Source organism: Methylobacterium sp. CM6246 (genome assembly GCF_054818005.1).
Genome location: NZ_JBTXKY010000001.1, coordinates 4,603,056 through 4,622,402 on the forward strand (window position 1 = coordinate 4,603,056; position 19,347 = coordinate 4,622,402).

Here is a 19,347-nt window from a genome sequence, read left to right on the forward strand (position 1 = left end):
TTCTCCTCGCCGGCCTCCGCGCCATCGCTGGCTCGGACCGGGACATCCATGGTGACCGCCAAACGCTGCGATCGCTTTAACGGCCGCGTCGAACAGGCGGGCGCCGTGCGGAACCCACTTCTCGGACAGCTTCGCTATCGGCCGGCAATGCGTCACCAGCGTGGCACTGCCGAGCTTGTTACCGTCAAGCTTAACCTTATCGCGTCCTTGCCGGCATGTCCGCAAGGGCGCCAGCCAGGGTGGACCGCAGCTCCCGCCCCAGGGCATCGGCAGCGATGTCCCGTCGGTTCGGCGGGACAGGGGGCCCGCCGAAGCGGAACAGGGCGTAATCGGTCGCTTGGCCGCCGAACCCGGGCTTGCAGGTCGGCAGCGATGGGGCGTGGTCCCCGAAGACGCAGAGCGTGACGGTCTGGCCGCGCTCGCGCGCCAGGGCGTCGAGCCCGGCCACGAGGTTCTCGACCATCCGCCCGGTATTGACCACGTGGTGGAGGTACTGCGCCTCCGGGGCGTCGATCCCGGGCAGCCGACCGGGCTTCCACGGTCCGTGATTCTCCATCGTGACGCAGAACAGGAACAGCGGGGTGCGCCGCCCCCGGACCTCGTCGAGCAGACGCTCCCCGAGGGCGACGTCGCCGACATAGGGGCCGATGCGGGGGGCGGCCGCGAATGTTTCGCCCATCACCAGGTCGCCGAAGCCGAAGGCCTGCATGACCTTCGCCCGGCGAAAGAAATCCCGGTGGAACGGGTGCAGGAACAGGGTGCCGTAACCCCGGCTCCGGGCCAGCCGGGCGAGGCTGGTCGGCTCGTCGCCGCTGCGGGAGGTATAGGGATCGTACCGGCCGAAGCCGAGGCTTTCGGAGGGGCGGCCCGTGAGCACGGCGTGCTCGCTGCGCATGGTGTAGGCGCCGTGCGCCGGGACCCGCAGCCGGCCGTATTGCGCAGCCCGGGTGCGGAACAGCTCCATCGCGGGCAGTGCCGGGCCGCCGAGGCGCTCCGGGTCGATGAACGATTCGAGCTGGATCACCACGACCACGTCGTCGCCCGGGCCGGCCGGCAGCACCGGCACGTCCGGGACCGGGGCGCTGCCCGCCAGCGCCCGGGCCGTGTAGCCGAGCAGGCTCGCCGGCAGGCCGACCTGCGCGACATCGGCCTCCAGGTCGGGCTCCGGGAACCATTGCGCGACGAGGCCAGCGAGCGGCGGCCGGGACGCGGCGCGGAACAGGATCCACAGGGCGAGCGGCAAGCCGAGCAGCGCCGCGACGCGCAGGAGCGGCCCGCCCGGCAAGACGCTGGGCTCGGTCCGGTACCAGATCACCGTCGCGATCAGGGTCAGGATCACCGGGACCGCGATGCGCGGATCCCAGAGCGGCGGGATGTAGTAGAGCTGCGGGTGTCGCGGCACCTGCGGCAGCAGGACGAAGTCGCTGAACAGCAGCGGCTCGCCGATCACCGATCGCTTCGCGCGGCTGACATAGATCAGCGCCGCCACGGAGACCACGCAGGTCAGGGCAGCCAGCCACGGCCGCCACGAGAAGCAGAACCAGAACAGCAGGATCAGCGAGTAGCCGAGCAACCGCAGGGCGAGATCGCGCGGCGCGAGACTGGCCCGGGTGAGCGAATCGCCGACGAAGACTTCGAGGGCGAGGCAGAGGGCCAGCGCGAGGCTGGCGGCGGTGAGGAACGTCGTCAAGGTCCTGGAACTCGGAGAGGGGCAAGCGCGCGAGCGAGCGATACGGCATCCGACCCGGCACGGAAGAACATGTTGAAACAAGGGCTTCGGGACGTTCCCTGAAGCGGGGGCCTCGGCGTCACCCCCTCTTCCGCTACAAGAGAAGCCGGCCCTATCCCCGTTTGCGGGCTCGAAAAATCCGGGACACCGGATGTCACGGCGGTGCTCCCTGCCCTCAGCGCGGTCCAGCCTCGCGGCCGACGCCGCGGCGCCGGCGCAACGCCCGCACGATCGGATTGAACAAGCCGTAGCGGGCGCGCATGACCCAATGGGCGGTGCGGCCAATCGAGAGCGCGCTGCGCGGTGCGGCCTCGCGGGCGGCGCTCAGCCGGTCGAGAAGCTGCTCGGGGCTGCAGGGTTTCATCGCCACGGGGTCGAGGTAGCGCGAATAGAGGATCATCGCCCCGGCTACCAACTCGTCCAGGGTGAGCTTGCGGCCACGGTCGGCTCCCGGCGCCAGATCCTCGGACAGGCCCCAGCCCGAGTAGAACGGACGGCCATGAGTGGCCACGGTGAGCCCGCGGATCAGCGCCTCGAAGCCCGCGAGCGAGGTCATGGTCTCGACGTGGTGGACCCGGTCGAGCAGGTCGACGATGCTGACCCCCGCCACGATCCGGTCGGCGAGCGCCAGCGCCTCCGCCTCCGGGATGATGCCGGGGCGAAACCCCGCCTCGACGTCGGGATGGGGCTTGTAGAGCAGGAAGGCGTCGGGGTTGCGCCGCCGGGCGGCCTCGAGCAGCGCCCGGTTGGACCGGACCAGCGGCGAGCCGTGCTGCACCGAGGCGTCGTCCTCCACCTGTCCCGGCACCAGCACGATCCTGCGGCCGGCCGGCCAATCGAGCGATGCGGCGTCCAGGCCAACATTGTACTTGCTGAGGCGGCGGGCCACGACCTCCTCACGCAGGCGCTTAGCCCGGCTCACGAGTTCGGGCGGGAAATCCGATTCGGCCAGCAGCCGTTGCAGGCGGCTCTCCCTGCGGGGATCGTAGTAGATGCCGAGGTCGTCGACCACGATCGAGGCGCCGGGCTGCAAGCTCGCCCCGAGGCCCACCGAGCGTAGGAATCCGTCCTCCACCCGGGCGAGCGGCAGGCCGGCCAGCGTGCAGGCGTCTTCAAGCTTGCCCGGGGCCCGCGTCGCCCAGGCGAGGATCCGGCCGTGATGGCGCTGGCCCGCTTCGACCGCGGCCTCGGCCGTCATGGTGTGGACCGGGCGCCCGGCGGGCCCGGTGCCGAGCACGTCGAGGGCCGGCCTCTTCCAGCGTGACATGCCGACATAGACGACGCGCCGGTCGTTCTCGGCGAAGCGTGCGGCGAGCCAGGCCACCGCCTCGGCGCAGGCCTCGCGGCCGATCGGCGCGCGGGTCCAGGGATCGAGGTAGTGGATGCCGCCCTCCCCGCCGAGCGGCACGTCGTCGAGGCTGATCCGCAAAGATGCGAAGCCCGTCTCCGGCCGATCGTACGGGCTGACCAGGGGACCCGGCGCGACGACGAGCCTGCGCCGGCCGGTCAGCGCGAGCAGCCGCGCCGCCAGGCTTCCCGCCTGCCAGACGGCGCCGACTGCACCGGGCCGCACCGGCCCGAAGGCGAGACCCGTCGCGGCCTCGATCTCCGTCCGCAGGCGGTGGATCGTCCGGCCGGTCGCATAGAGCGACGGGGTCGGTTCAAGGGACATGATGGGGCGCCCGGCTCCGGTCATCTGACTCGTTCGGGCCGTCGTGTAGCGCATTTTCCCCGGCATGGGATGGCCGGCCCAAAACCACCGAAATCACAGGGACAAGCGCGGCCGTTCGCGCAAAGCGTCACGTCGCGGAAAGGATTTGGACATATCGTCGCCGTGATTGACCCTTCAATCCAGGCGGGGGCCGCGAAAGTGCGACCGTTGCAGACGGGCCACGCCGGAGCGGAAACGCCCTCCTGCGACGCGGCCTCGGATTGCCGGCTCGCGCCGAGGCGTGCCACCTCAGGTCAGTCTTTCCGGTCCGGCTCCGTCCGGCCGAGGGTCAAGGATAGAAGCGCCGCGGAATGCATAAGACCGCCCCCGACGCCCTCCGCGACCGCCCCGCAACCTTTCTGTTCCTGCAGGGCATCGCGTCTCCGTTCTTCTCCGATCTCGGCACGGCGCTGCGCGCCCGGGGACACGAGGTCCGGCGCATCAACCTGTGCCCCGGCGACTGGCTGTTCTGGAACGGTAAGGCGGACAATTACCGCGGCCGCCGCGAGGCGTGGGGCACGTATCTCGAATCATATCTCGACCGCGAGGCCGTCACGGACATCGTGCTGTTCGGCGATTGCCGGCCGTTCCACCGGGCGGCCCGGATGATCGCGGAGGTCCGCGGCCTGCGCGTCCACGTCTTCGAGGAAGGCTACATCCGTCCCAACTGGATCACCTGCGAGCTCGGTGGGGTGAACGGCTTCTCGTCCCTGCCCCGCACGGCGGCCGAAGTCCGCGCGCTGGCGCGCCGCCTGCCCCAGCCCGGCCGGGCGATGCCCTCAACCGGCGATATGGCCCGCCGCAGCGTCTGGGATGTCGGCTACAACATCGCCAACATCGCCTTTCCTTATCTCTTCCCACATTTCCGCAGCCACCGGCCGACCCATATCGCGGCCGAGTACGCGGGCTGGATCAAGAAGTTCAGCCGCCGCTCCCACACCCGCCGCGAGGCAGCGCGCTGCGACGAGATCTACCGTGCGGTCGGCTGCGACTACTTCCTTCTGCCGCTCCAGCTCGACAGCGACTACCAGATCCGGGTGCACTCGCCGTTCCTGGGCGTCGAAGGCTTCATGGACCGGGTGATCAAGTCCTTCGCGGACGCGTCCTCGGCGCCGACGCGCCTCCTCGTGAAGCTGCATCCGCTGGACAGCGGCCTGATCAACTGGCGCAAGTTCGCCCGTGCCTCGGCCCGGCGCCACGGCGTCAGCGACCGGCTCGACTTCATCGACGGCGGCGACCTTCCGTCGCTGATCAAGGGCGCCCGCGGCGTCGTGATCGTCAACTCGACCGTCGGCATGCTGTCGCTGGAGATGGGCCGGCCGACTCATGCGGTCGGCACCGCGATCTACAACATGGCCGGACTGACCCATCAGGCCGACCTCGATGGGTTCTGGACGAACCCGACCCCGCCGGACATGGGCCTGATGGCCGATTTCCGCCGCGTGGTGCTACACCGGACACAGGTCAACGGCGGCTTCTTCTCCAAGGGGGCGATCGAGCGGGCGGTGGCCGGCTCGGTGCCGCGGATGGAATCCGCCCTCCCCGATTCGATGCTGGCCGCCGCGCGGGTGATCCGCGAAGGCGGCGAGAGCGACGGGCAACTCGCGCCCGTCTACTGAAGCGTGGCGGCAAACGTGTCGGTTCCGGCTGACAGTTTCCGGGGCCGGCCGACCCATTAAGTCACCGAAGAGCCGTCCCCGGCCTTGATTTGTCCGTGCTCCGCGGCGTAGCACCCGCACCATGCCCCGCATTCTGATCACTGGCGCGTCGAGCGGTATCGGCGCTGCGCTCGCACGCCACTACGCGCGTGCCGACGCCAGCCTCATCCTCGTCGGACGCAACGTCGAGCGGCTCGAAGCCGTGGCCCGGGATTGCCGGGCGAGCGGCGCGACCGTCGAGCCCGTGCGGCTCGACACCCGTGACCGGGCCGCCGCGATCGCCCTGATCCACAGGCTTCACGCCGCGCAGCCGCTGGACCTCGTGATCGCCAACGCGGCCGTGAACGGCGGTAACCAGAAGGGCGAGGTCGAGTCCGAGGAGACGGCCTTCGAGACCTCCGACATCAATTACACAGGCTCTCTCAACATCGTGCTGCCCACCCTGACGTTGATGCTTCAGCGCGGCAGCGGCCAGATCGTGCTCGTCTCCTCCCTGGCGGCCTACGCGCCGCTGCAGGATGCCCCGGCCTATAGCGGCGCCAAGGCCGCCCTGGTCGCCCACGGGCTGGCCTTGCGCCAGAAGGTCGGGCCACGGGGCGTGAAAGTCAACGTCGTTGCGCCGGGCTACGTGAAGACCCCGATGGGCGGCGAGCTGAAGGGCTGGCGGCCCCTGGAGATGAGCGCCGAGCAGGCTGCCCTGCGCATCGCCAAGGGCGTCGCCAAGGATCGCGACGTGATCGCCTTCCCGTTCGCGCTGGCGGCCCTGGCCAGGACCGTCCTGCTTCTTCCTGAGAGCATTCGCCGGGCCGGGCTCTACGCCTTCCGGTTCCAGCGGCGGCCGCGCCGCTGATGAGCCGCGCCCGGATCGCCCTGTTCGTGCTGGAGGCGCTGCCGAATGCCCGGGTGGTGCGCCGGTTCGTGGCCGATCACAGCGCCGACATCGCCTTCGTCGGGCTCTCGAACGCGGAGCGGCCGTCGAGCGGCGGGCTGACCGGGCAGGTCCGGCGCCACCTCACGCGGTCGGGGACCGGGATCCTTCCGTATCTGGCAGTGAATTTCGGGCTGCCCGACCTGCTGCGGCCGCTGGCGCCCCTGACCCAGGCCGTGGCCGGCAGCGGCGACGCGCCGGAATCGACGCCGCTCAAGACCCTGTGTCGGCGCCTCGGCATCCCGACCCTGACGGTGGACGACGTCAACGGTCCCGAGGTCGCACAGAGGGTGCGCGAGACCGCCCCCGACCTGATCCTGACCTACCATTTCGATCAGATCCTGAAGGCCGAGACCATCGGGCTGGCGCGGCTCGGCGGCATCAACGGCCATCCCGGGCTGCTGCCGCGCCATCGCGGGCCGGTCCCGACGATCCACGCCCTGGCGGACGGCCCGGGCGCCTTCGGCATGACCCTGCACCGGCTCGCCGCCACGATCGACACCGGGGCTATCCTCGCCCAGGAGGCCGTGCCGCTGCCCGCGGACACCACCGCCACCCGGGCGGCCATGGCGCTTCACGCCCATGGCCGCGGTCTGCTGGACCGCCTGCTCGATGAGATCGCCTGCACCGGCCGCATGCCCGAGGGCCGTAGCACCGCCGTCCTGCCCTACTGTCCGTTTCCGGATCGCGCGCTGCTCGCTTCCCTGCGCCGGAGGGGCCTGCGCCTGACCGACGGACGGGACCTGCGCGAGGCGGTGAGCCTGTCGGGCCGGGCCGGTTAACCGGCCCTTAAGCCTGTTTCGAGAAGGATCGGTCAGCCCAACGTCCCGTTCCGACCGAGCCCGATCGCATGCCGGATACAAGCCCCCTCAAGGCGGCCACCGATGCGTTGGCCTACGGCCGCCGGATCCAGAGCGGCCAGATCCGTGCGATCTCCGAGAACATCGCGAACGCCGATTCGGTCCCGGCCAATCCCAATGGGGCGCCCTACGCCCGGAAGATCGCGGTGTTCCGTCCGGTCGATGTCGAGGCGGGGCGCGAGCCGGTCGGCCGCATCGTGCGCGATTCGAGCGACTTCCGCAGGCGTTACGACCCGACCAACGTGTCCGCCGATCGGCAGGGCTATGTCCGCCTGCCCAACGTCAACGTCGCCCTCGAATCGGCCGACCTGCAGCGCGTGATCCGCAACTACGAGCTGAACCTCAGCGCCGAGGCGTCGATCGACACGGTGAGCCGGGCGACGCTCAACCTTCTCGGGTGAGCCGGGCGTTGCGGCGGCCGTAGCCGGCGTAGATCGCCAGCCCGATCACCAGCCAGAGTGCGAGCCTGATCCAGGTGTCCGGCGGCAGCGAAGCCATCAGGATCACGCAGGACAGGATGCCGAGCACGGCGATCGGGGTCGCCGCCGGGACTCGGAACGGCCGGGGCCTGCCTGGGTCCGTGCGGCGCAGGATCAGCACGATCGCGCAGACGAGGCTGAAGGCCAGGAGTGTGCCGATGCTGACGAGCTCGCCAAGGATGTCGATCGGCACCAGCCCGGCCACCGCCGCCGTGAACAGTCCGATCACCACCTGGCTCGACACCGGCGCCCGGGTCGCCGGATCGACCCGGCAGAACAGGGGCGGCAGCAGCCCGTCCCGGGCCATGGCGAAGAAGATCCGGCCCTGCCCGTAGAGCGCGGTGAGCGCCGAGGTGGTCAGCCCGATCAGCGCACCGATCTTGATGACGATGGCGAAGCTGGGCAGCGCCAGCCGGTCGATCGCCTTGGCGATCGGGTCGGCGACGTCGAGCTCCCGGTAGGGCACGAGGCCGGTGAGCACCGCCGCCACCGCCACGTACAGGACCGTGCTGATCGCCAGCGAGCCGATCAGCCCGGCCGGCGCGTCGCGTTGAGGCGCCCGGCACTCGCCCGCCGCGGTGGCCACGGTCTCGAAGCCGATGAAGGCGAAGAACACCACCGCGGCCCCGCGGAACACGCCGCTCCAGCCGTAGCTGCCGAAGGTGCCGGCGTTCTCGGGCACTAATGGGTGCCACAGCGCCGGCTGCAGATGGACGGCGCCGACGCCAACGAAGGCCAGGATGATCGCGATCTTGGCAACCACCAGGAGCCCGTTGATCAGGGAGGCGTCCCGGGTCGAGCGGGTCAAGAGCGCGGTCAGCGCCAGCACGATGCCGACCGCCGGCAGGTTCAACCAGCCGCCATCCCCCGGCGCCCCCGACAGCGCGGCCGGCAGCGTCAGGCCAAAATCCGCCGCGAGCGACTGCGCGTAGCCGGACCATCCCACCGCCACCGTGGCCGCCGCCAGGGCGAATTCGAGCACGAGGTCCCAGCCGATGATCCAGGCCGGGAAAACCCCGAGGGTCGCCCGGGTGTAGGTGTAGGTCGATCCCGCCTCCGGGATCATGGCGGCCAGCTCGGCGTAGCACAGGCCGACGAAGCCGCAGGCGATGCCGCCGATCACGAAGGACAGACTGAGGGCCGGCCCAGCATATTGCGCCGCCGCGGTTCCTGTCAGAACGAAGATGCCGGCGCCGATCGTGGCGCCGAGCCCGATGGCGATGAGGCCGGGGGCCGTAAGGCTCCGCGCGAGTTCGGGATGACCGTTCGCCGGGCTCTCGATCCGGGCGATTGCAGCGGTGTCGGTCATGTCGCGGCTCACGGTCATCCGGCATCAGCTGTGTCGGATGGGAACCCGGTGAGCAAGATCCGAGCCGCGACGTCAAGCCGCACGTACGGCGTTCAGGACGCCGCCGGCTTCGGCGCGCAGGCTCGTGAAAACCTGCGGCAGGTCCGTGACCGAGGCGAGCACGGGGCCGGCCCCTGAGCCCGTGACCTGCACGTCTCGGGTGACATCGGTCAGGGTGGCGGTGATCGCTCCGGTGCCGGTGCCGGTGCCGGCCTCCGAGCCGGTCCTGAGGATGTCCCGATTTGCCACGCCCTGCTCCTCGACCGCCGTGGTAATCGCCGGGGCGACGCCGCTCATGTCGCGCATCCGTACGGTGATGCCGTCCACGGCCGTGATGGCCTGCCCGGTCGAGGTCTGGATGCGGTAGACCTGCGTGGCGATCGCCTGCGTCACCCGGGCCGTCTGCTGGTCGCGTTCCTGGACCTCGGCGTTCACAACCGCGAAGCCCCAGCCCGTGCCGCTTCGACCCTGGCGCTTTGAGCCAGCAGTTGGGTCTGGCCCGCGATGTCCGAGATCAGCGCCGCCACGTCGCCGACGCGCCCACCTGCCGGCCGAGCTCGACGATCGACGAACCCAGCTCCGCGGCGGCCGCAGAGGCCCGCTGGACCTCGAAGGCGGCATCCCCCGCGCAGGCCGCCACAGACAGGGACCGGTCCGCCTTCGTGGCCGCGGTGCCGGCCGCCAGACTCGACGGCGCCGGGGTCGAGGATCCCGCCGACCTGGCGACGATCACGCGTCCTGCTTGGTGCAGGGGATCCCACTTGAGATCACGAGTGCAATGCACCAATGAAATTCAACCCCTATTATAACTCAGTAAAATCTTTGATCGATCTCGCAATTTTATCAATGTAATTTTTGGTGTTTGATCGGTTTCTGGTATCGAATAGATTTTTATACCGAAATGGAATACAAAATATGCAAAAGGTCGAATTTTTAGGCACATTGAAGCTTTCTGCTTCTTGGTGCCGGCGTCGTGTTCATGGCGTTGCCTTGTCCGAGGCCGGCGGCTGTACCTCGACCATCCGCGGATCGGTTCGGAAGAGTCGGGCCACGGAGGCCGAGAATTTGATGAAGGCGCGGCCCTGCGGGGTGATCACGTAGCCGTCCCCGGACGGCGCGACGTTGCCAGAGGCGGTCTGCTCCGCCAGGCGCCGCTCGATCTGCCGGTACTCCCCGAGATAGACCGATTCGAACAAGGCGCGCGCGCGCGCGGCGCTGAACCTCTCCTCGGGACGGGCCGCCATCTGGCCGAGCAGGAAGACGCTGATCGAGCGGTCGATCGTCACCGGAAGAATCACGAACACGCTGAGGTTCAGGGCGAGCGATAGCACGCAGGCTCCTAGAGCATCCCTGCGATGCAGGCCCCAGGGACGGCCGAGGCCGGCAAGCGTCGTCATCGCGCCGGCCGTGACCGCGAAAGCCACCAGCAGCAGGATCAGGCCGCGATAGAACAGGATCGTCACGTTGGATGCGAGGTCCGTCCGGAACAGCAGCACGAAGCAGCCGAACCCGATGAGGATTGCTCCGGCATGCAGCGCCCCTTGGGCCGCGAGCCAGCGCAGCGCCCCATTCAGACGTGCGGGGGCGGGCCGGGTCATCGCGCTGCCCCGCTCGAGTCCTGGCTGAGATCCTGAACGGACAGGATCCGGACCAACGGTGACGCGTAGAGCGGCCGGCTCCGCCAGACCCAGGAATCAGGGTCCGTCCAGGGGGCGTCTCGGGCGGTGACGATGAGTGCGCCGATGCCGGCGGCGGCGGCCCGGAGCCGGACGTCGTCTGCCCCGAGGGTCTCGGAGAAGATCGGCCCGACCTGCGCGAGCCGCGCCGCGACCGCTTCGGGGGAGGCCCCGAACAGCCGCGCCTCCCGGTCGGCCACCGCGACCGGCTGGCGTCCGTAGAGGCCGAAGTCGAACACGCGCGGTTCGGCGGCCGCGTGCTGAAGCACGAGACTCCGCGGCAGATGCGTGCCGGCCCATTCATAGGCCATCCGCAGGGCACGATCGATGTCGGGGCGTGCGTTGAGGAACGCGAAGCTCGGATGGCCGGAGATGCGGTAGGCCCGCATCCCGGCGAAGCCGTAGAGCGTCGTCGCATAGCCGAGCAGGAGCAGCGCCGCGAGCAGGCCGGGCAGCCGGAGCCGCGTGCCGGCGCCCCGCGCCAGCGCCGCGACGGTCCAGGCCAGGGCGGCGACCTGCGCCAGCAACACCACGCGCCAGCCCAGGTCGTTGTAGAGGATCGCCGAGCGCAGGAAGCCGCCGATCAGCAGGGACGACGCCGCCACGATGGTGAGCAGGCGTCCCGCCTCGCGCGCATGCGCGGCGCGCCGGGGGACGACACGCCAGAACAGGAACGCGCCGGCGGCGAAGACGCCGAAGGCCAGGTAGTAGTTGACCGGCAGCAGGATCAGGCGGAGCAGGCTCAGGACCGGCCCGTCCGCGAATCCCTCCAGGGGGCCGAAGCTCCGGACCGCCAGGACGATCGCTTGCCCGGCCTCATGCCGGCTCGCAACGAGCCCGGACAGGTAGGGTGCTGCGAGGAGTGCGGCGACGAGCCCGGCCGCGACGAGGCGTCCTGCATCGCGCCAGCGGCGCTCGAGCGCGAGCAGCGTCAGCCAGGTTCCGGCCGCCGCGACCGCGCCCAGGCACACCCAGACCGACAGGCCCGCGCAGGCCGCGAAGGCGATGCCCGCCACCGCGACCGCGACGCCCGGTGCGCGCCGGGTGCCGTCCGCCGCCTCCGCGAGGATCAGAAGCCCGAGCCAGGCCGCAAGGGTGGCGGCGACGTGGTGCGGGACCCAGACCAGGGAGCTCGGCCAATTCAGGACCTGGTCGTTCAGCCATTCCGGCATCGGGATCCAGAGCCCGGTGGCGATTCGGTCGCGGAGGACCAGCAGGATGTCGAGCCCGGCCGCCGGCAGCAGCAGGAGGGTCGCACGGCGTACGAGGCGCGGGGAGGCCTCCCGCACCAGGCCGGTGGCGGCGAGCAACCGGTCCAACAGGCCGAGCAGCCCGACCCCGGTCCAGAACGCGAGCCCCGCGAAGGCGGTGCGCCCGTCCACGAGCGTTCCGCCGGCCCGGTCGATCAGGGCGCACAGCGTGTAGAAGAAGTAATAGTAGCCGGCGCGCTCGGGCCGGGCGAAGAACGGATCGACCGGCGGCAGGCCGTCCTGGACGATCGCGCGGGTCAGGCTTGCGTGCTTCACGAGGTCGATGACGGTGACGGGCTGGTACAGGCCCGTGCCGGTATCGATGTCGATCAGCGCGTAACCGACGATCCCGAGCCAGAGCCCGGCGAGCGCCAGGCCGCACGCCGCGGCGGAGAGATCGATCCGGCCCCGCAGCGCGCGGATCGCCGGCACCAGCCCGGCCAGCCCCAGCGCGAGGTTGGCCAGCGCTGCGGCCGGGATGCCGGCGGCCTGGACCAGCAGGCTGTCGAGAACTGGCAGCAGGCTGATGCCCAGCAGAGCCGCGCACAGGAGCCGATCGCCGGGCGAGAGGGCGCGGAAGCCGAGGATCCCGGTCAGAGCGCCCAGCGCGTAGCCCGGCAGCAGCAGCAGGGGGACACCGAGCAGCGTCGCCGCCAGGATCCCGCACGCGTCCGTGAGACTGGCGTTCATCGGCGGGCCGCTCTGCGTCGGGCCTTCCCGCCCCAGCCTCGTCCCGGCAGCCGGGATGAAGCCGTAAGTGTCTGATCCTGCATCGTCTTTGTCCGAAAGCCGGCGGCAACCTTTCGGGACGATGCTCTAGCACGCCGGTGTTAAACCTTCCCTCGGCGGGCCGCCCGGGCCCGGGGCTGGTTTATCCGGTGGTTTCGTGTATGGATCGCGCAGCCTCGGCCCGGGTTACCGGGCGGGGCTTGAGCCGCTTGGCGCTGTGACCGTGCTGGACGACATCCCGGCACCGGCCGAACGCCGAGCTCGAGCGCCCCGATCGGGGCGCCGCATCTGACCTGCACAACCCGAAAGGTATGCGATGTCGATCACGGCAGAGCGCAAGACCGCGCTCATCAAGGAACACCGCAAGGACGCCAAGGACACCGGGTCCCCCGAGGTCCAGGTCGCGATCCTCACCGAGCGGATCACCAACCTGACCGGCCACTTCAAGACCCACGGCAAGGACAACCACTCCCGCCGGGGCCTGCTGAAGATGGTCTCGCAGCGCCGCTCGCTGCTCGACTACGTCAAGCGCAAGGACGAGGCCCGCTACCGCGCCCTCATCGAGCGCCTCGGCATCCGCCGCTAAGACCGACCACGCGCGGTTCCGAGCCCGGCTCGGGGCCGCGTTTCACAATCTCGGGCTGCCGGAATGGGTCCGGCCGCTCGAAAACGGGCCGCTTCGAGGCGCCAGCGTCGGGGCAGGATCGCGAGACACTTCATTGGACGAAGTGTCTCGCCGTCTTGCCCCCGACGGCGCCGGGCCGGGCCCGCCGAAGGTAAGGAAGAGACAAGAATGTTCGACGTTCAACGTGAAGAGCTGATGTGGGGCGACCGCAAGCTCGTCCTGGAGACCGGCAAGGTTGCCCGGCAGGCTGACGGCGCCGTGATCGCCACCTACGGCGAGACCTCAGTGCTCGCCACCGTGGTCGCCACCAAGGAGCCGAAGCCCGGCATCGACTTCCTCCCGCTCACCGTGAACTACCAGGAGCGCGCCTACGCCGCCGGCCGGATCCCGGGCGGCTACTTCAAGCGCGAAGGCCGTCCCTCCGAGAAGGAGACCCTGGTCTCCCGCCTGATCGACCGCCCGATCCGCCCGCTGTTCATCAACGGCTGGCGCAACGACACCCAGGTCGTCATCACGGTCCTGACCCACGACCTCGAGAACGATCCCGACATCGTGTCGATGGTCGCCGCCTCCGCCGCCCTGACCCTGTCGGGCGTGCCGTTCATGGGCCCGATCGGCGCCGCCCGCGTCGGCTACATCAACGGCGGCTACCGGCTGAACCCGCTGGTCACCGAGACCAAGGAGGAGTCGAGCCTCGACCTCGTCGTCGCCGGCACCCAGGACGCCGTCCTGATGGTCGAGTCGGAGGCCAAGGAGCTGTCCGAGGACGTGATGCTCGGCGCCGTGATGTTCGGCCACAAGCACTTCCAGCCGGTCATCGAGGCGATCATCCGCCTGGCCGAGAAGGCCGCCAAGGAGCCGCGCGACTTCAAGGCCCCCGAGAACGCCGACGTCGAGAAGGCCGTCCTCGAGGTCTGCGAGACCGAGTTGCGCGCCGCCTACACCAAGACCGTCAAGCAGGAGCGCTACGCCGCCGTCGACGCCGTGAAGGCGACGGTGATGGCCGCCCTCTGCGCCGAGGGTGCCGAGAAGTTCCCGGCCGAGAAGGTCAAGGCCGCCTTCAAGGAGGCGCAGTCGAAGGTCGTGCGCTGGAACGTGCTCGACACCGGCTCGCGCATCGACGGCCGCGACCTGAAGACGGTCCGCCCGATCGTCTCCGAGGTCGGCGTGCTGCCCCGCGCCCACGGCTCGTCGCTGTTCACCCGCGGCGAGACACAGGCCCTCGTGGTCGCCACGCTGGGCACCGGCGAGGACGAGCAGTTCATCGACTCGCTGGACGGCACCTACAAGGAGCGCTTCCTGCTCCACTACAACTTCCCTCCCTATTCGGTGGGCGAGACCGGCCGCATGGGCTCCCCGGGCCGTCGCGAGATCGGCCACGGCAAGCTGGCGTGGCGGGCGATCCGGCCGGTCCTGCCGCCGGCCCACGAGTTCCCGTACACGATCCGCGTCGTGTCCGAGATCACCGAGTCCAACGGCTCGTCCTCGATGGCCTCGGTCTGCGGCGGCTCGCTGTCGCTGATGGATGCCGGCGTGCCCCTGCGCCGCCCGGTGGCCGGCATCGCCATGGGCCTCATCCTCGAGGGTGAGCGCTTCGCGGTCCTGTCCGACATCCTGGGCGACGAGGATCACCTCGGCGACATGGACTTCAAGGTGGCCGGCACGGACGAGGGCGTGACCTCGCTCCAGATGGACATCAAGATCGCCGGCATCACCGAGGAGATCATGCGGGTCGCCCTCGACCAGGCGAAGGACGGGCGCGCCCACATCCTGCAGGAGATGGCCAAGGCCCTCACCGACGCCCGGCCGGAGCTGGGCGAATACGCCCCGCGCATCGAGACGATGCAGATCCCGACCGACAAGATCCGCGACGTGATCGGCACCGGCGGCAAGGTGATCCGCGAGATCGTCGAGAAGACCGGCGCCAAGATCAACATCGAGGACACCGGCATCGTGAAGATCGCCTCGGCCGACGGCAAGGCGATCAAGGCGGCCTATAACTGGATCCGCTCGATCGTCGCCGAGCCCGAGAACGGCATGATCTACGACGGCACGATCGTGAAGTGCATGGAGTTCGGTGCCTTCGTGAACTTCTTCGGCGCCAAGGACGGCCTCGTCCACATCTCGGAGCTCGCCGCCCAGCGGGTCGCCAAGGTGACGGACGTCGTCAAGGAAGGCGACAAGGTCAAGGTGAAGTTCCTCGGTCAGGACGACCGCGGAAAGATCCGCCTGTCCATGCGCGTCGTCGATCAGCAGACCGGCGAGGACATCACCGAGAAGGTGAAGTCCGAGCGCGATTCCAGCCGCAGCGACCGGGACGGCGAGCCCCGGCGCGAGGATAACGGCGGCCGCCACCGTGGCGAGCGTCGCCGCGAACCCGCCGGCGAGTAATCGCTTGAGACATTCCCGTGCGGGCTTTGGCCCGCACGGGTACGATGCGCGAGGCGCGGTCCCCCGGGGCCGCGCCTTTTTCATGCGTGACGACGCATGTCTGCCGCGGTGAGGCCGATTTCTGACTGCACCGCGTCACGGCCGACGCGCAGCCGGCACCGCCGCCGTCCCGGGGCCGAGATTGCCGGCCGCGTTCAGCTGCGACGACTGATCGCCGTGCGCGATATGCAGCGCTCCATCGTGCGGCGCGGACGGAACGCTGGCTCCGCGCCCGCGTTCGCACCGCGATCTCACAACGGGAAGCGTTTCATGGCCAACGATATGATCAACGACATCTTCAGTGGGCAGCCGAACCTGTCCACCACCGAGCGGGCCGTGTCGGTCGCGCTCGGTCTGGGGATCGCCGCGGCGGCCGCGCAGCCCCGGCCGAACAAGATCCTCAGCCTGCTGGCGCTGGTCGTCGGCGTCGGCCTGGCAGTGCGCGGCGCCACCGGCCACTGCGCCGTCAAGGCGGCCGCCGATCACCTCTGAGGGTCCGACCGGATCGACCGGCCACAAAAAAGGGGCGCCCCGCGAGGCGCCCCTTCGTTTTCCGATGTGCCGGAATCGGTCAGATGGTCGTGCGGCGGCGGCCGGCGATCATGCCGTAGATGAACAGCACCACGACGGCGCCCACGATGGCTCCGATGAAGCCCGCTCCCTGGTTCGGTCCGTACCAGCCGATAGCCTGGCCCAGGAAGGTCGCCACGAAGGCGCCGACGATGCCCAGGATGGTGGTGAGGATGAAGCCCGACGGCTCGTTCGGTCCGGGCATGAGGAACTTCGCGATGATTCCAGCGAGGAACCCGATGATGATGGTCCAGAGAATACCCATGACGAACCCCAAGGCGTGACAAGCGATGCCGTGTGAACGCACGTCGGTCGGCACCGGTTGCTCGCAACTGCACACGAAGGGAGAATTTTCCGCCGGTTCCCGCGGCGCGTCGGCGCGCGGCCCTTTACGATCGGCCCGGAGCCGCGGCAGATACCGGCGTTTCGCCGGCTGGAGACTTGAATGAACATCGAACGGATCGAACCGGGCTCGCGGATGTCGCAGGGCGCCATCCACGGCAACACCATCTACCTTGCCGGCCAGGTTGCATCCGACCCGGTCGGCACCGGGGTCACCGCCCAGACCCAGAATATCCTGGACCAGATCGACCGCCTGCTCGCGGCCGCCGGCAGCGACAAGGATCACATCCTCACGGCAACGATCTACCTCGCCGACATCGGCCATTTCGCTGAGATGAACGCCGCCTGGGATGCCTGGGTGTCCAAGGATCAGCCGCCGGCGCGTGCCACCGTCGAGGCGCGGCTGTGCGATCCTCAATATCTGGTCGAGATCGTGGTCGTCGCGGCGAGGCTGGCGTGATCGCGGCCGGGACGGGCCGGGTCGGACGATCGCTCCGGCGCCTCGTCCCGGCCCGACGCTGGGCGGCTGCGCGCTCGGAGAGCGGCTTGCGGACCGGGATGGCAGCGCTGCTCGCCGCCCTCCTCGTCCTCGGCCCGGCCGCGCCCGTGCGGGCCGCGGACGAGCGGGTCGTCAACATCTACAACTGGTCGGACTACATCGACCCGAAGGTGCTCGACGCCTTCACCCGGGAGACCGGGATCAAGGTCGTCTACGACACCTACGACAACAACGAGATCTTGGAGACCAAGCTGCTGGCCGGCCGCTCCGGATATGACATCGTGGTGCCGTCGGGCCCCTATCTCCAGCGGCTGATCCGGGCCGGCGCCTTCCTGCCCCTCGACAAGGCGAAGCTAAAGAATCTCGGCAATCTCTGGCCCGAGATCGCGGGCCGGCTGGCCGTCTACGACCCCGGCAACACCTACGCGGTCGACTACATGTGGGGCACCACCGGCATCGGCTACAACGTCGCCGCCGTGCGCGAGCGATTGGGTGTCAACGCGGCGCTGAACTCCTGGACCGTCGTCCTCAATCCCACATCCGCGAACAAGCTCAAGGATTGCGGGATCATGATGCTCGACAGTCCCGAGGATCTGATCCCCAGCATGCTGCCGGTCTTCGGCGCGAAGGCCGATTCCAAGCGCTTGGACGACCTGACCCTGGTCACCGACGCGCTCTACAAGGTCCGAGGCACCGTGCGGAAGTTCCACGCATCGGAATACATCCAGGCGCTCGCCAACGGCGATATCTGTGTGGCGGTCGGCTATTCGGGCGACGTGCTGCAGGCCAAGCGCCGGGCCGAGGAGGCCAAGAACGGTATCGAGATCGCGTATGTGGTGCCCAAGGAGGGCGCGCTGATGTGGTTCGACACCTTCGCGATTCCGAAGGATGCCGCCCACCCGGCCGAGGCCCTGGCCTTCATCGACTACATGCTGCGGCCCGAGGTGGCGGCGGCCAACACGAACTTTGTGGCCTATGCCAGCGGCAACCTCGCGGCGAAGAAGTTCGTGAAACCGGAGATCCTGAGCAACCCCGGCATCTACCCGGACGAGGCGACGATGCAGCGCCTGTCGATCAACACGGCCTGGGACGACCGGACTCAGCGCTACGTCACCCGGCTCTGGACCAGGGTCCGCACCGGGCGCTGAAAGAAAGGCCCGGCGCCGCTCGATGCGCCGGGCCTTCAGGTCTCGGTTTTAGTTCTTCAGGTCTTCCGGAACCTTGCCGCCGTTCTCGGCGAGCTTCTTCATCACCTGCTTGTGCAGCCAGATGTTCATCGAAGCCGAGTCGTCCTTGTCGCCGGTGTAGTGCAGCTCGTCGGCGAGCTGCTTCCGCTCGGTCAGGCTCGACTCGAGGCCGAGCAGCTTCATCAGGTCCACGATCGAGTGGCGCCAGTCGAGCTTCTGCCCGTTCTTCTCGGCGAGGCCGGTGAGCACCGCCTCCACGTCCACGGGCTCGCCGCCGCCCGCGCTGCCGGGGGCCGAAGCCGTGCCCGAGCCGGTCGAGCCGCTCGCGGAGCCCGACGTGGACGCGGGCGCGGCGTCCGCGGAACCGCCGCCGAACGGATGGAGGATCTTGCCGACGATGCTGCCGAGGAGGCTCATAGGTCCGCTCCGATAATCGAGGCCCGACCTGTGCGCCGGGCGGGCTGTCAACCGGTTGTCGGCCCAGGCGTTCCGAGAATCGGTTTGCGCGGTGCCGAGACTAGCCGCGGGCGCCGTGCAGCGCGATCCCCAGCAGGGTCAGCCCGAGCACCAGGAAGATGCCGCTCCAGCGTTCGAGGACGACGGCGCGCGCCGGGTCGCGCAGCGAAAGACCCGCCAGACCCACACTGCAGACTAAGCACCCCAGGCTCATTACGATAACCGGCACGTTCCTCGTGGTCCGAACTCGACGGGTCCAGCCTTAGTCAGATCTGGGCGCTGTGCGGTACCGAAGACCACGTAGTCAACGGGAAATGCACAGGGTTCGATCTGAGCAGACTCGGTCGATGTAGAACCTCTGACGCTCTCGATTTGAATATCGGTCGGAAAATCAATCCTGTCACACCGCATTTGAAGGATATGTCGGTCGGATATTCGGTCTTGGTTCCCCGATAGGGTCGGCAGCAGACATCAGCAGGGTTGGCCGACCGGCTGAGGACCGGAACCCTCCCCTGCCCCACGACGACCGTGAGTTCGACGCTCAATCCGCGCCCGACAGGGCGGCGGCGAGCTCCGCGCGTTCCTCGGCGAGCGTGCCGCGCGGCACCGGGCGGCCGGCGCGGTCGTACCAGTAGCGCGCATTGCCGGCATCGCCCTCGATCCGGTGGAGATGGGCGTGGACCCAGGCGGCGTCCGGCCCGGAGGCGTCCTGGACGAGGGCATGCGCCTGCGCCCAGGCAGCGTCGGCGGTCTCGGTGCCATCCTTGGCGAGCCACCAGAGGGCGACGCGCGGCGCCGGCCAGGCGGAAGGCGGCTCGGGCTCGGTCAGCGTCGCCGCGAAGGCGGCCGGCAGGGTCTCGGTCATCGGGC

The 19,347-nt window shown here is 69.4% G+C and carries 20 protein-coding genes; 9 read left to right on the forward strand and 11 right to left on the reverse strand.

Annotated features, from left to right (window positions below; translation table 11 throughout):
* Positions 1-196: 196 nt before the first annotated feature.
* Complete coding sequence (locus tag ACYQPG_RS22280; RefSeq protein WP_461231784.1) at positions 197-1,690, reverse strand: LTA synthase family protein; 1,494 nt, start codon at positions 1,688-1,690, stop codon at positions 197-199.
* A gap of 214 nt (positions 1,691-1,904) precedes the next feature.
* Complete coding sequence (locus tag ACYQPG_RS22285) at positions 1,905-3,401, reverse strand: capsular polysaccharide export protein, LipB/KpsS family (protein ID WP_461231785.1); 1,497 nt, start codon at positions 3,399-3,401, stop codon at positions 1,905-1,907.
* Positions 3,402-3,751: 350 nt separating this feature from the next.
* Between ACYQPG_RS22285 and ACYQPG_RS22290 the strand changes: the two genes are divergently transcribed.
* The 4 genes from ACYQPG_RS22290 to ACYQPG_RS22305 all read left to right on the forward strand — a co-directional run bounded on the left by ACYQPG_RS22290 (position 3,752) and on the right by ACYQPG_RS22305 (position 7,287).
* On the forward strand, positions 3,752-5,059 hold the full coding sequence (locus ACYQPG_RS22290) for a capsule biosynthesis protein (protein WP_147909275.1): 1,308 nt from the start codon (positions 3,752-3,754) through the stop codon (positions 5,057-5,059).
* Between the two features lie 121 nt (positions 5,060-5,180).
* The gene (locus ACYQPG_RS22295; RefSeq protein ID WP_147909276.1) at positions 5,181-5,948 is read left to right on the forward strand and encodes an SDR family NAD(P)-dependent oxidoreductase; all 768 of its coding nucleotides are present in this window, start codon (positions 5,181-5,183) and stop codon (positions 5,946-5,948) included.
* Entirely contained in the window at positions 5,948-6,808 is an 861-nt protein-coding gene (locus tag ACYQPG_RS22300; protein WP_461231786.1) for a formyltransferase family protein, read from the forward strand. Before ACYQPG_RS22295 ends, ACYQPG_RS22300 begins: the two co-directional genes overlap by 1 nt.
* Before the next feature lie 68 nt (positions 6,809-6,876).
* Positions 6,877-7,287 carry a flagellar basal body rod protein FlgC gene (locus tag ACYQPG_RS22305; protein WP_147940460.1) on the forward strand — a complete coding sequence of 137 codons (411 nt, stop codon included), beginning with the start codon at positions 6,877-6,879 and terminating at the stop codon, positions 7,285-7,287.
* On the opposite strand, the gene ACYQPG_RS22310 is transcribed toward ACYQPG_RS22305, so the two are convergent.
* The 5 genes from ACYQPG_RS22310 to ACYQPG_RS22330 form a co-directional block, all read right to left on the reverse strand.
* Positions 7,271-8,674, reverse strand: a complete 1,404-nt coding sequence (locus ACYQPG_RS22310) for an amino acid permease (protein WP_461231787.1) — start codon at positions 8,672-8,674, stop codon at positions 7,271-7,273. The genes ACYQPG_RS22305 and ACYQPG_RS22310 overlap by 17 nt on opposite strands.
* Before the next feature lie 72 nt (positions 8,675-8,746).
* Positions 8,747-9,148 (reverse strand): hypothetical protein, encoded by a 402-nt coding sequence (locus tag ACYQPG_RS22315; RefSeq protein ID WP_461231788.1) that lies wholly within the window; start codon positions 9,146-9,148, stop codon positions 8,747-8,749.
* A gap of 79 nt (positions 9,149-9,227) precedes the next feature.
* Positions 9,228-9,446: a hypothetical protein gene (locus tag ACYQPG_RS22320; RefSeq protein WP_461231789.1), complete on the reverse strand. Its 219-nt coding sequence runs from the start codon at positions 9,444-9,446 to the stop codon at positions 9,228-9,230.
* Between the two features lie 244 nt (positions 9,447-9,690).
* Positions 9,691-10,311 carry a hypothetical protein gene (locus tag ACYQPG_RS22325; RefSeq protein ID WP_147909282.1) on the reverse strand — a complete coding sequence of 207 codons (621 nt, stop codon included), beginning with the start codon at positions 10,309-10,311 and terminating at the stop codon, positions 9,691-9,693.
* Entirely contained in the window at positions 10,308-12,329 is a 2,022-nt protein-coding gene (locus ACYQPG_RS22330; RefSeq protein ID WP_419830246.1) for a hypothetical protein, read from the reverse strand. Before ACYQPG_RS22330 ends, ACYQPG_RS22325 begins: the two co-directional genes overlap by 4 nt.
* Positions 12,330-12,684: 355 nt before the next feature.
* On the opposite strand from ACYQPG_RS22330, the gene rpsO reads away from it, so the two are divergent.
* From rpsO to ACYQPG_RS22345, 3 genes are all read left to right on the forward strand, one after another.
* Positions 12,685-12,954: a 30S ribosomal protein S15 gene (gene rpsO / locus ACYQPG_RS22335; RefSeq protein WP_007560136.1), complete on the forward strand. Its 270-nt coding sequence runs from the start codon at positions 12,685-12,687 to the stop codon at positions 12,952-12,954.
* Between the two features lie 207 nt (positions 12,955-13,161).
* Positions 13,162-15,384, forward strand: a complete 2,223-nt coding sequence (gene pnp, locus ACYQPG_RS22340) for a polyribonucleotide nucleotidyltransferase (protein WP_147940454.1) — start codon at positions 13,162-13,164, stop codon at positions 15,382-15,384.
* Between the two features lie 309 nt (positions 15,385-15,693).
* Positions 15,694-15,915 carry a YgaP-like transmembrane domain gene (locus ACYQPG_RS22345; protein ID WP_147909285.1) on the forward strand — a complete coding sequence of 74 codons (222 nt, stop codon included), beginning with the start codon at positions 15,694-15,696 and terminating at the stop codon, positions 15,913-15,915.
* Between the two features lie 79 nt (positions 15,916-15,994).
* On the opposite strand, the gene ACYQPG_RS22350 is transcribed toward ACYQPG_RS22345, so the two are convergent.
* On the reverse strand, positions 15,995-16,258 hold the full coding sequence (locus tag ACYQPG_RS22350) for a GlsB/YeaQ/YmgE family stress response membrane protein (protein ID WP_147909286.1): 264 nt from the start codon (positions 16,256-16,258) through the stop codon (positions 15,995-15,997).
* A gap of 180 nt (positions 16,259-16,438) precedes the next feature.
* Here ACYQPG_RS22350 and ACYQPG_RS22355 point away from each other — a divergent pair, with 180 nt between their 5' ends.
* Both ACYQPG_RS22355 and ACYQPG_RS22360 read left to right on the forward strand, forming a co-directional pair.
* Positions 16,439-16,795 carry a RidA family protein gene (locus ACYQPG_RS22355; protein ID WP_419830247.1) on the forward strand — a complete coding sequence of 119 codons (357 nt, stop codon included), beginning with the start codon at positions 16,439-16,441 and terminating at the stop codon, positions 16,793-16,795.
* Positions 16,796-16,893: 98 nt separating this feature from the next.
* On the forward strand, positions 16,894-17,982 hold the full coding sequence (locus ACYQPG_RS22360; RefSeq protein WP_147940464.1) for a polyamine ABC transporter substrate-binding protein: 1,089 nt from the start codon (positions 16,894-16,896) through the stop codon (positions 17,980-17,982).
* A 48-nt stretch (positions 17,983-18,030) separates the two neighbouring features.
* Here the strand turns inward: ACYQPG_RS22360 and ACYQPG_RS22365 are convergent, their stop codons facing one another.
* From ACYQPG_RS22365 to ACYQPG_RS22375, 3 genes are all read right to left on the reverse strand, one after another.
* Positions 18,031-18,438, reverse strand: a complete 408-nt coding sequence (locus ACYQPG_RS22365; protein ID WP_147940452.1) for a DUF3597 domain-containing protein — start codon at positions 18,436-18,438, stop codon at positions 18,031-18,033.
* A gap of 100 nt (positions 18,439-18,538) precedes the next feature.
* Positions 18,539-18,664 (reverse strand): hypothetical protein, encoded by a 126-nt coding sequence (locus ACYQPG_RS22370; RefSeq protein ID WP_281408711.1) that lies wholly within the window; start codon positions 18,662-18,664, stop codon positions 18,539-18,541.
* A 354-nt stretch (positions 18,665-19,018) separates the two neighbouring features.
* Positions 19,019-19,342, reverse strand: coding sequence for a hypothetical protein (locus tag ACYQPG_RS22375; RefSeq protein WP_419830248.1), 324 nt, complete (start codon positions 19,340-19,342; stop codon positions 19,019-19,021).
* Positions 19,343-19,347 lie beyond the last annotated feature (5 nt).

Bases quoted from the DNA above. Each gene is read 5' to 3' on its own strand.
- ACYQPG_RS22325 (WP_147909282.1), bottom strand. From the start codon at position 10,311: ATGACCCGGCCCGCCCCCGCACGTCTGAATGGGGCGCTGCGCTGGCTC.
- ACYQPG_RS22330 (WP_419830246.1), bottom strand. From the start codon at position 12,329: ATGAACGCCAGTCTCACGGACGCGTGCGGGATCCTGGCGGCGACGCTG.
- ACYQPG_RS22375 (WP_419830248.1), bottom strand. From the start codon at position 19,342: ATGACCGAGACCCTGCCGGCCGCCTTCGCGGCGACGCTGACCGAGCCC.
- ACYQPG_RS22360 (WP_147940464.1), top strand. From the start codon at position 16,894: ATGGCAGCGCTGCTCGCCGCCCTCCTCGTCCTCGGCCCGGCCGCGCCC.
- ACYQPG_RS22355 (WP_419830247.1), top strand. From the start codon at position 16,439: ATGAACATCGAACGGATCGAACCGGGCTCGCGGATGTCGCAGGGCGCC.
- ACYQPG_RS22305 (WP_147940460.1), top strand. From the start codon at position 6,877: ATGCCGGATACAAGCCCCCTCAAGGCGGCCACCGATGCGTTGGCCTAC.
- ACYQPG_RS22350 (WP_147909286.1), bottom strand. From the start codon at position 16,258: ATGGGTATTCTCTGGACCATCATCATCGGGTTCCTCGCTGGAATCATC.
- ACYQPG_RS22345 (WP_147909285.1), top strand. From the start codon at position 15,694: ATGGCCAACGATATGATCAACGACATCTTCAGTGGGCAGCCGAACCTG.
- ACYQPG_RS22300 (WP_461231786.1), top strand. From the start codon at position 5,948: ATGAGCCGCGCCCGGATCGCCCTGTTCGTGCTGGAGGCGCTGCCGAAT.
- ACYQPG_RS22310 (WP_461231787.1), bottom strand. From the start codon at position 8,674: ATGACCGACACCGCTGCAATCGCCCGGATCGAGAGCCCGGCGAACGGT.
- rpsO (WP_007560136.1), top strand. From the start codon at position 12,685: ATGTCGATCACGGCAGAGCGCAAGACCGCGCTCATCAAGGAACACCGC.
- ACYQPG_RS22365 (WP_147940452.1), bottom strand. From the start codon at position 18,438: ATGAGCCTCCTCGGCAGCATCGTCGGCAAGATCCTCCATCCGTTCGGC.
- ACYQPG_RS22285 (WP_461231785.1), bottom strand. From the start codon at position 3,401: ATGTCCCTTGAACCGACCCCGTCGCTCTATGCGACCGGCCGGACGATC.
- ACYQPG_RS22290 (WP_147909275.1), top strand. From the start codon at position 3,752: ATGCATAAGACCGCCCCCGACGCCCTCCGCGACCGCCCCGCAACCTTT.
- ACYQPG_RS22295 (WP_147909276.1), top strand. From the start codon at position 5,181: ATGCCCCGCATTCTGATCACTGGCGCGTCGAGCGGTATCGGCGCTGCG.
- pnp (WP_147940454.1), top strand. From the start codon at position 13,162: ATGTTCGACGTTCAACGTGAAGAGCTGATGTGGGGCGACCGCAAGCTC.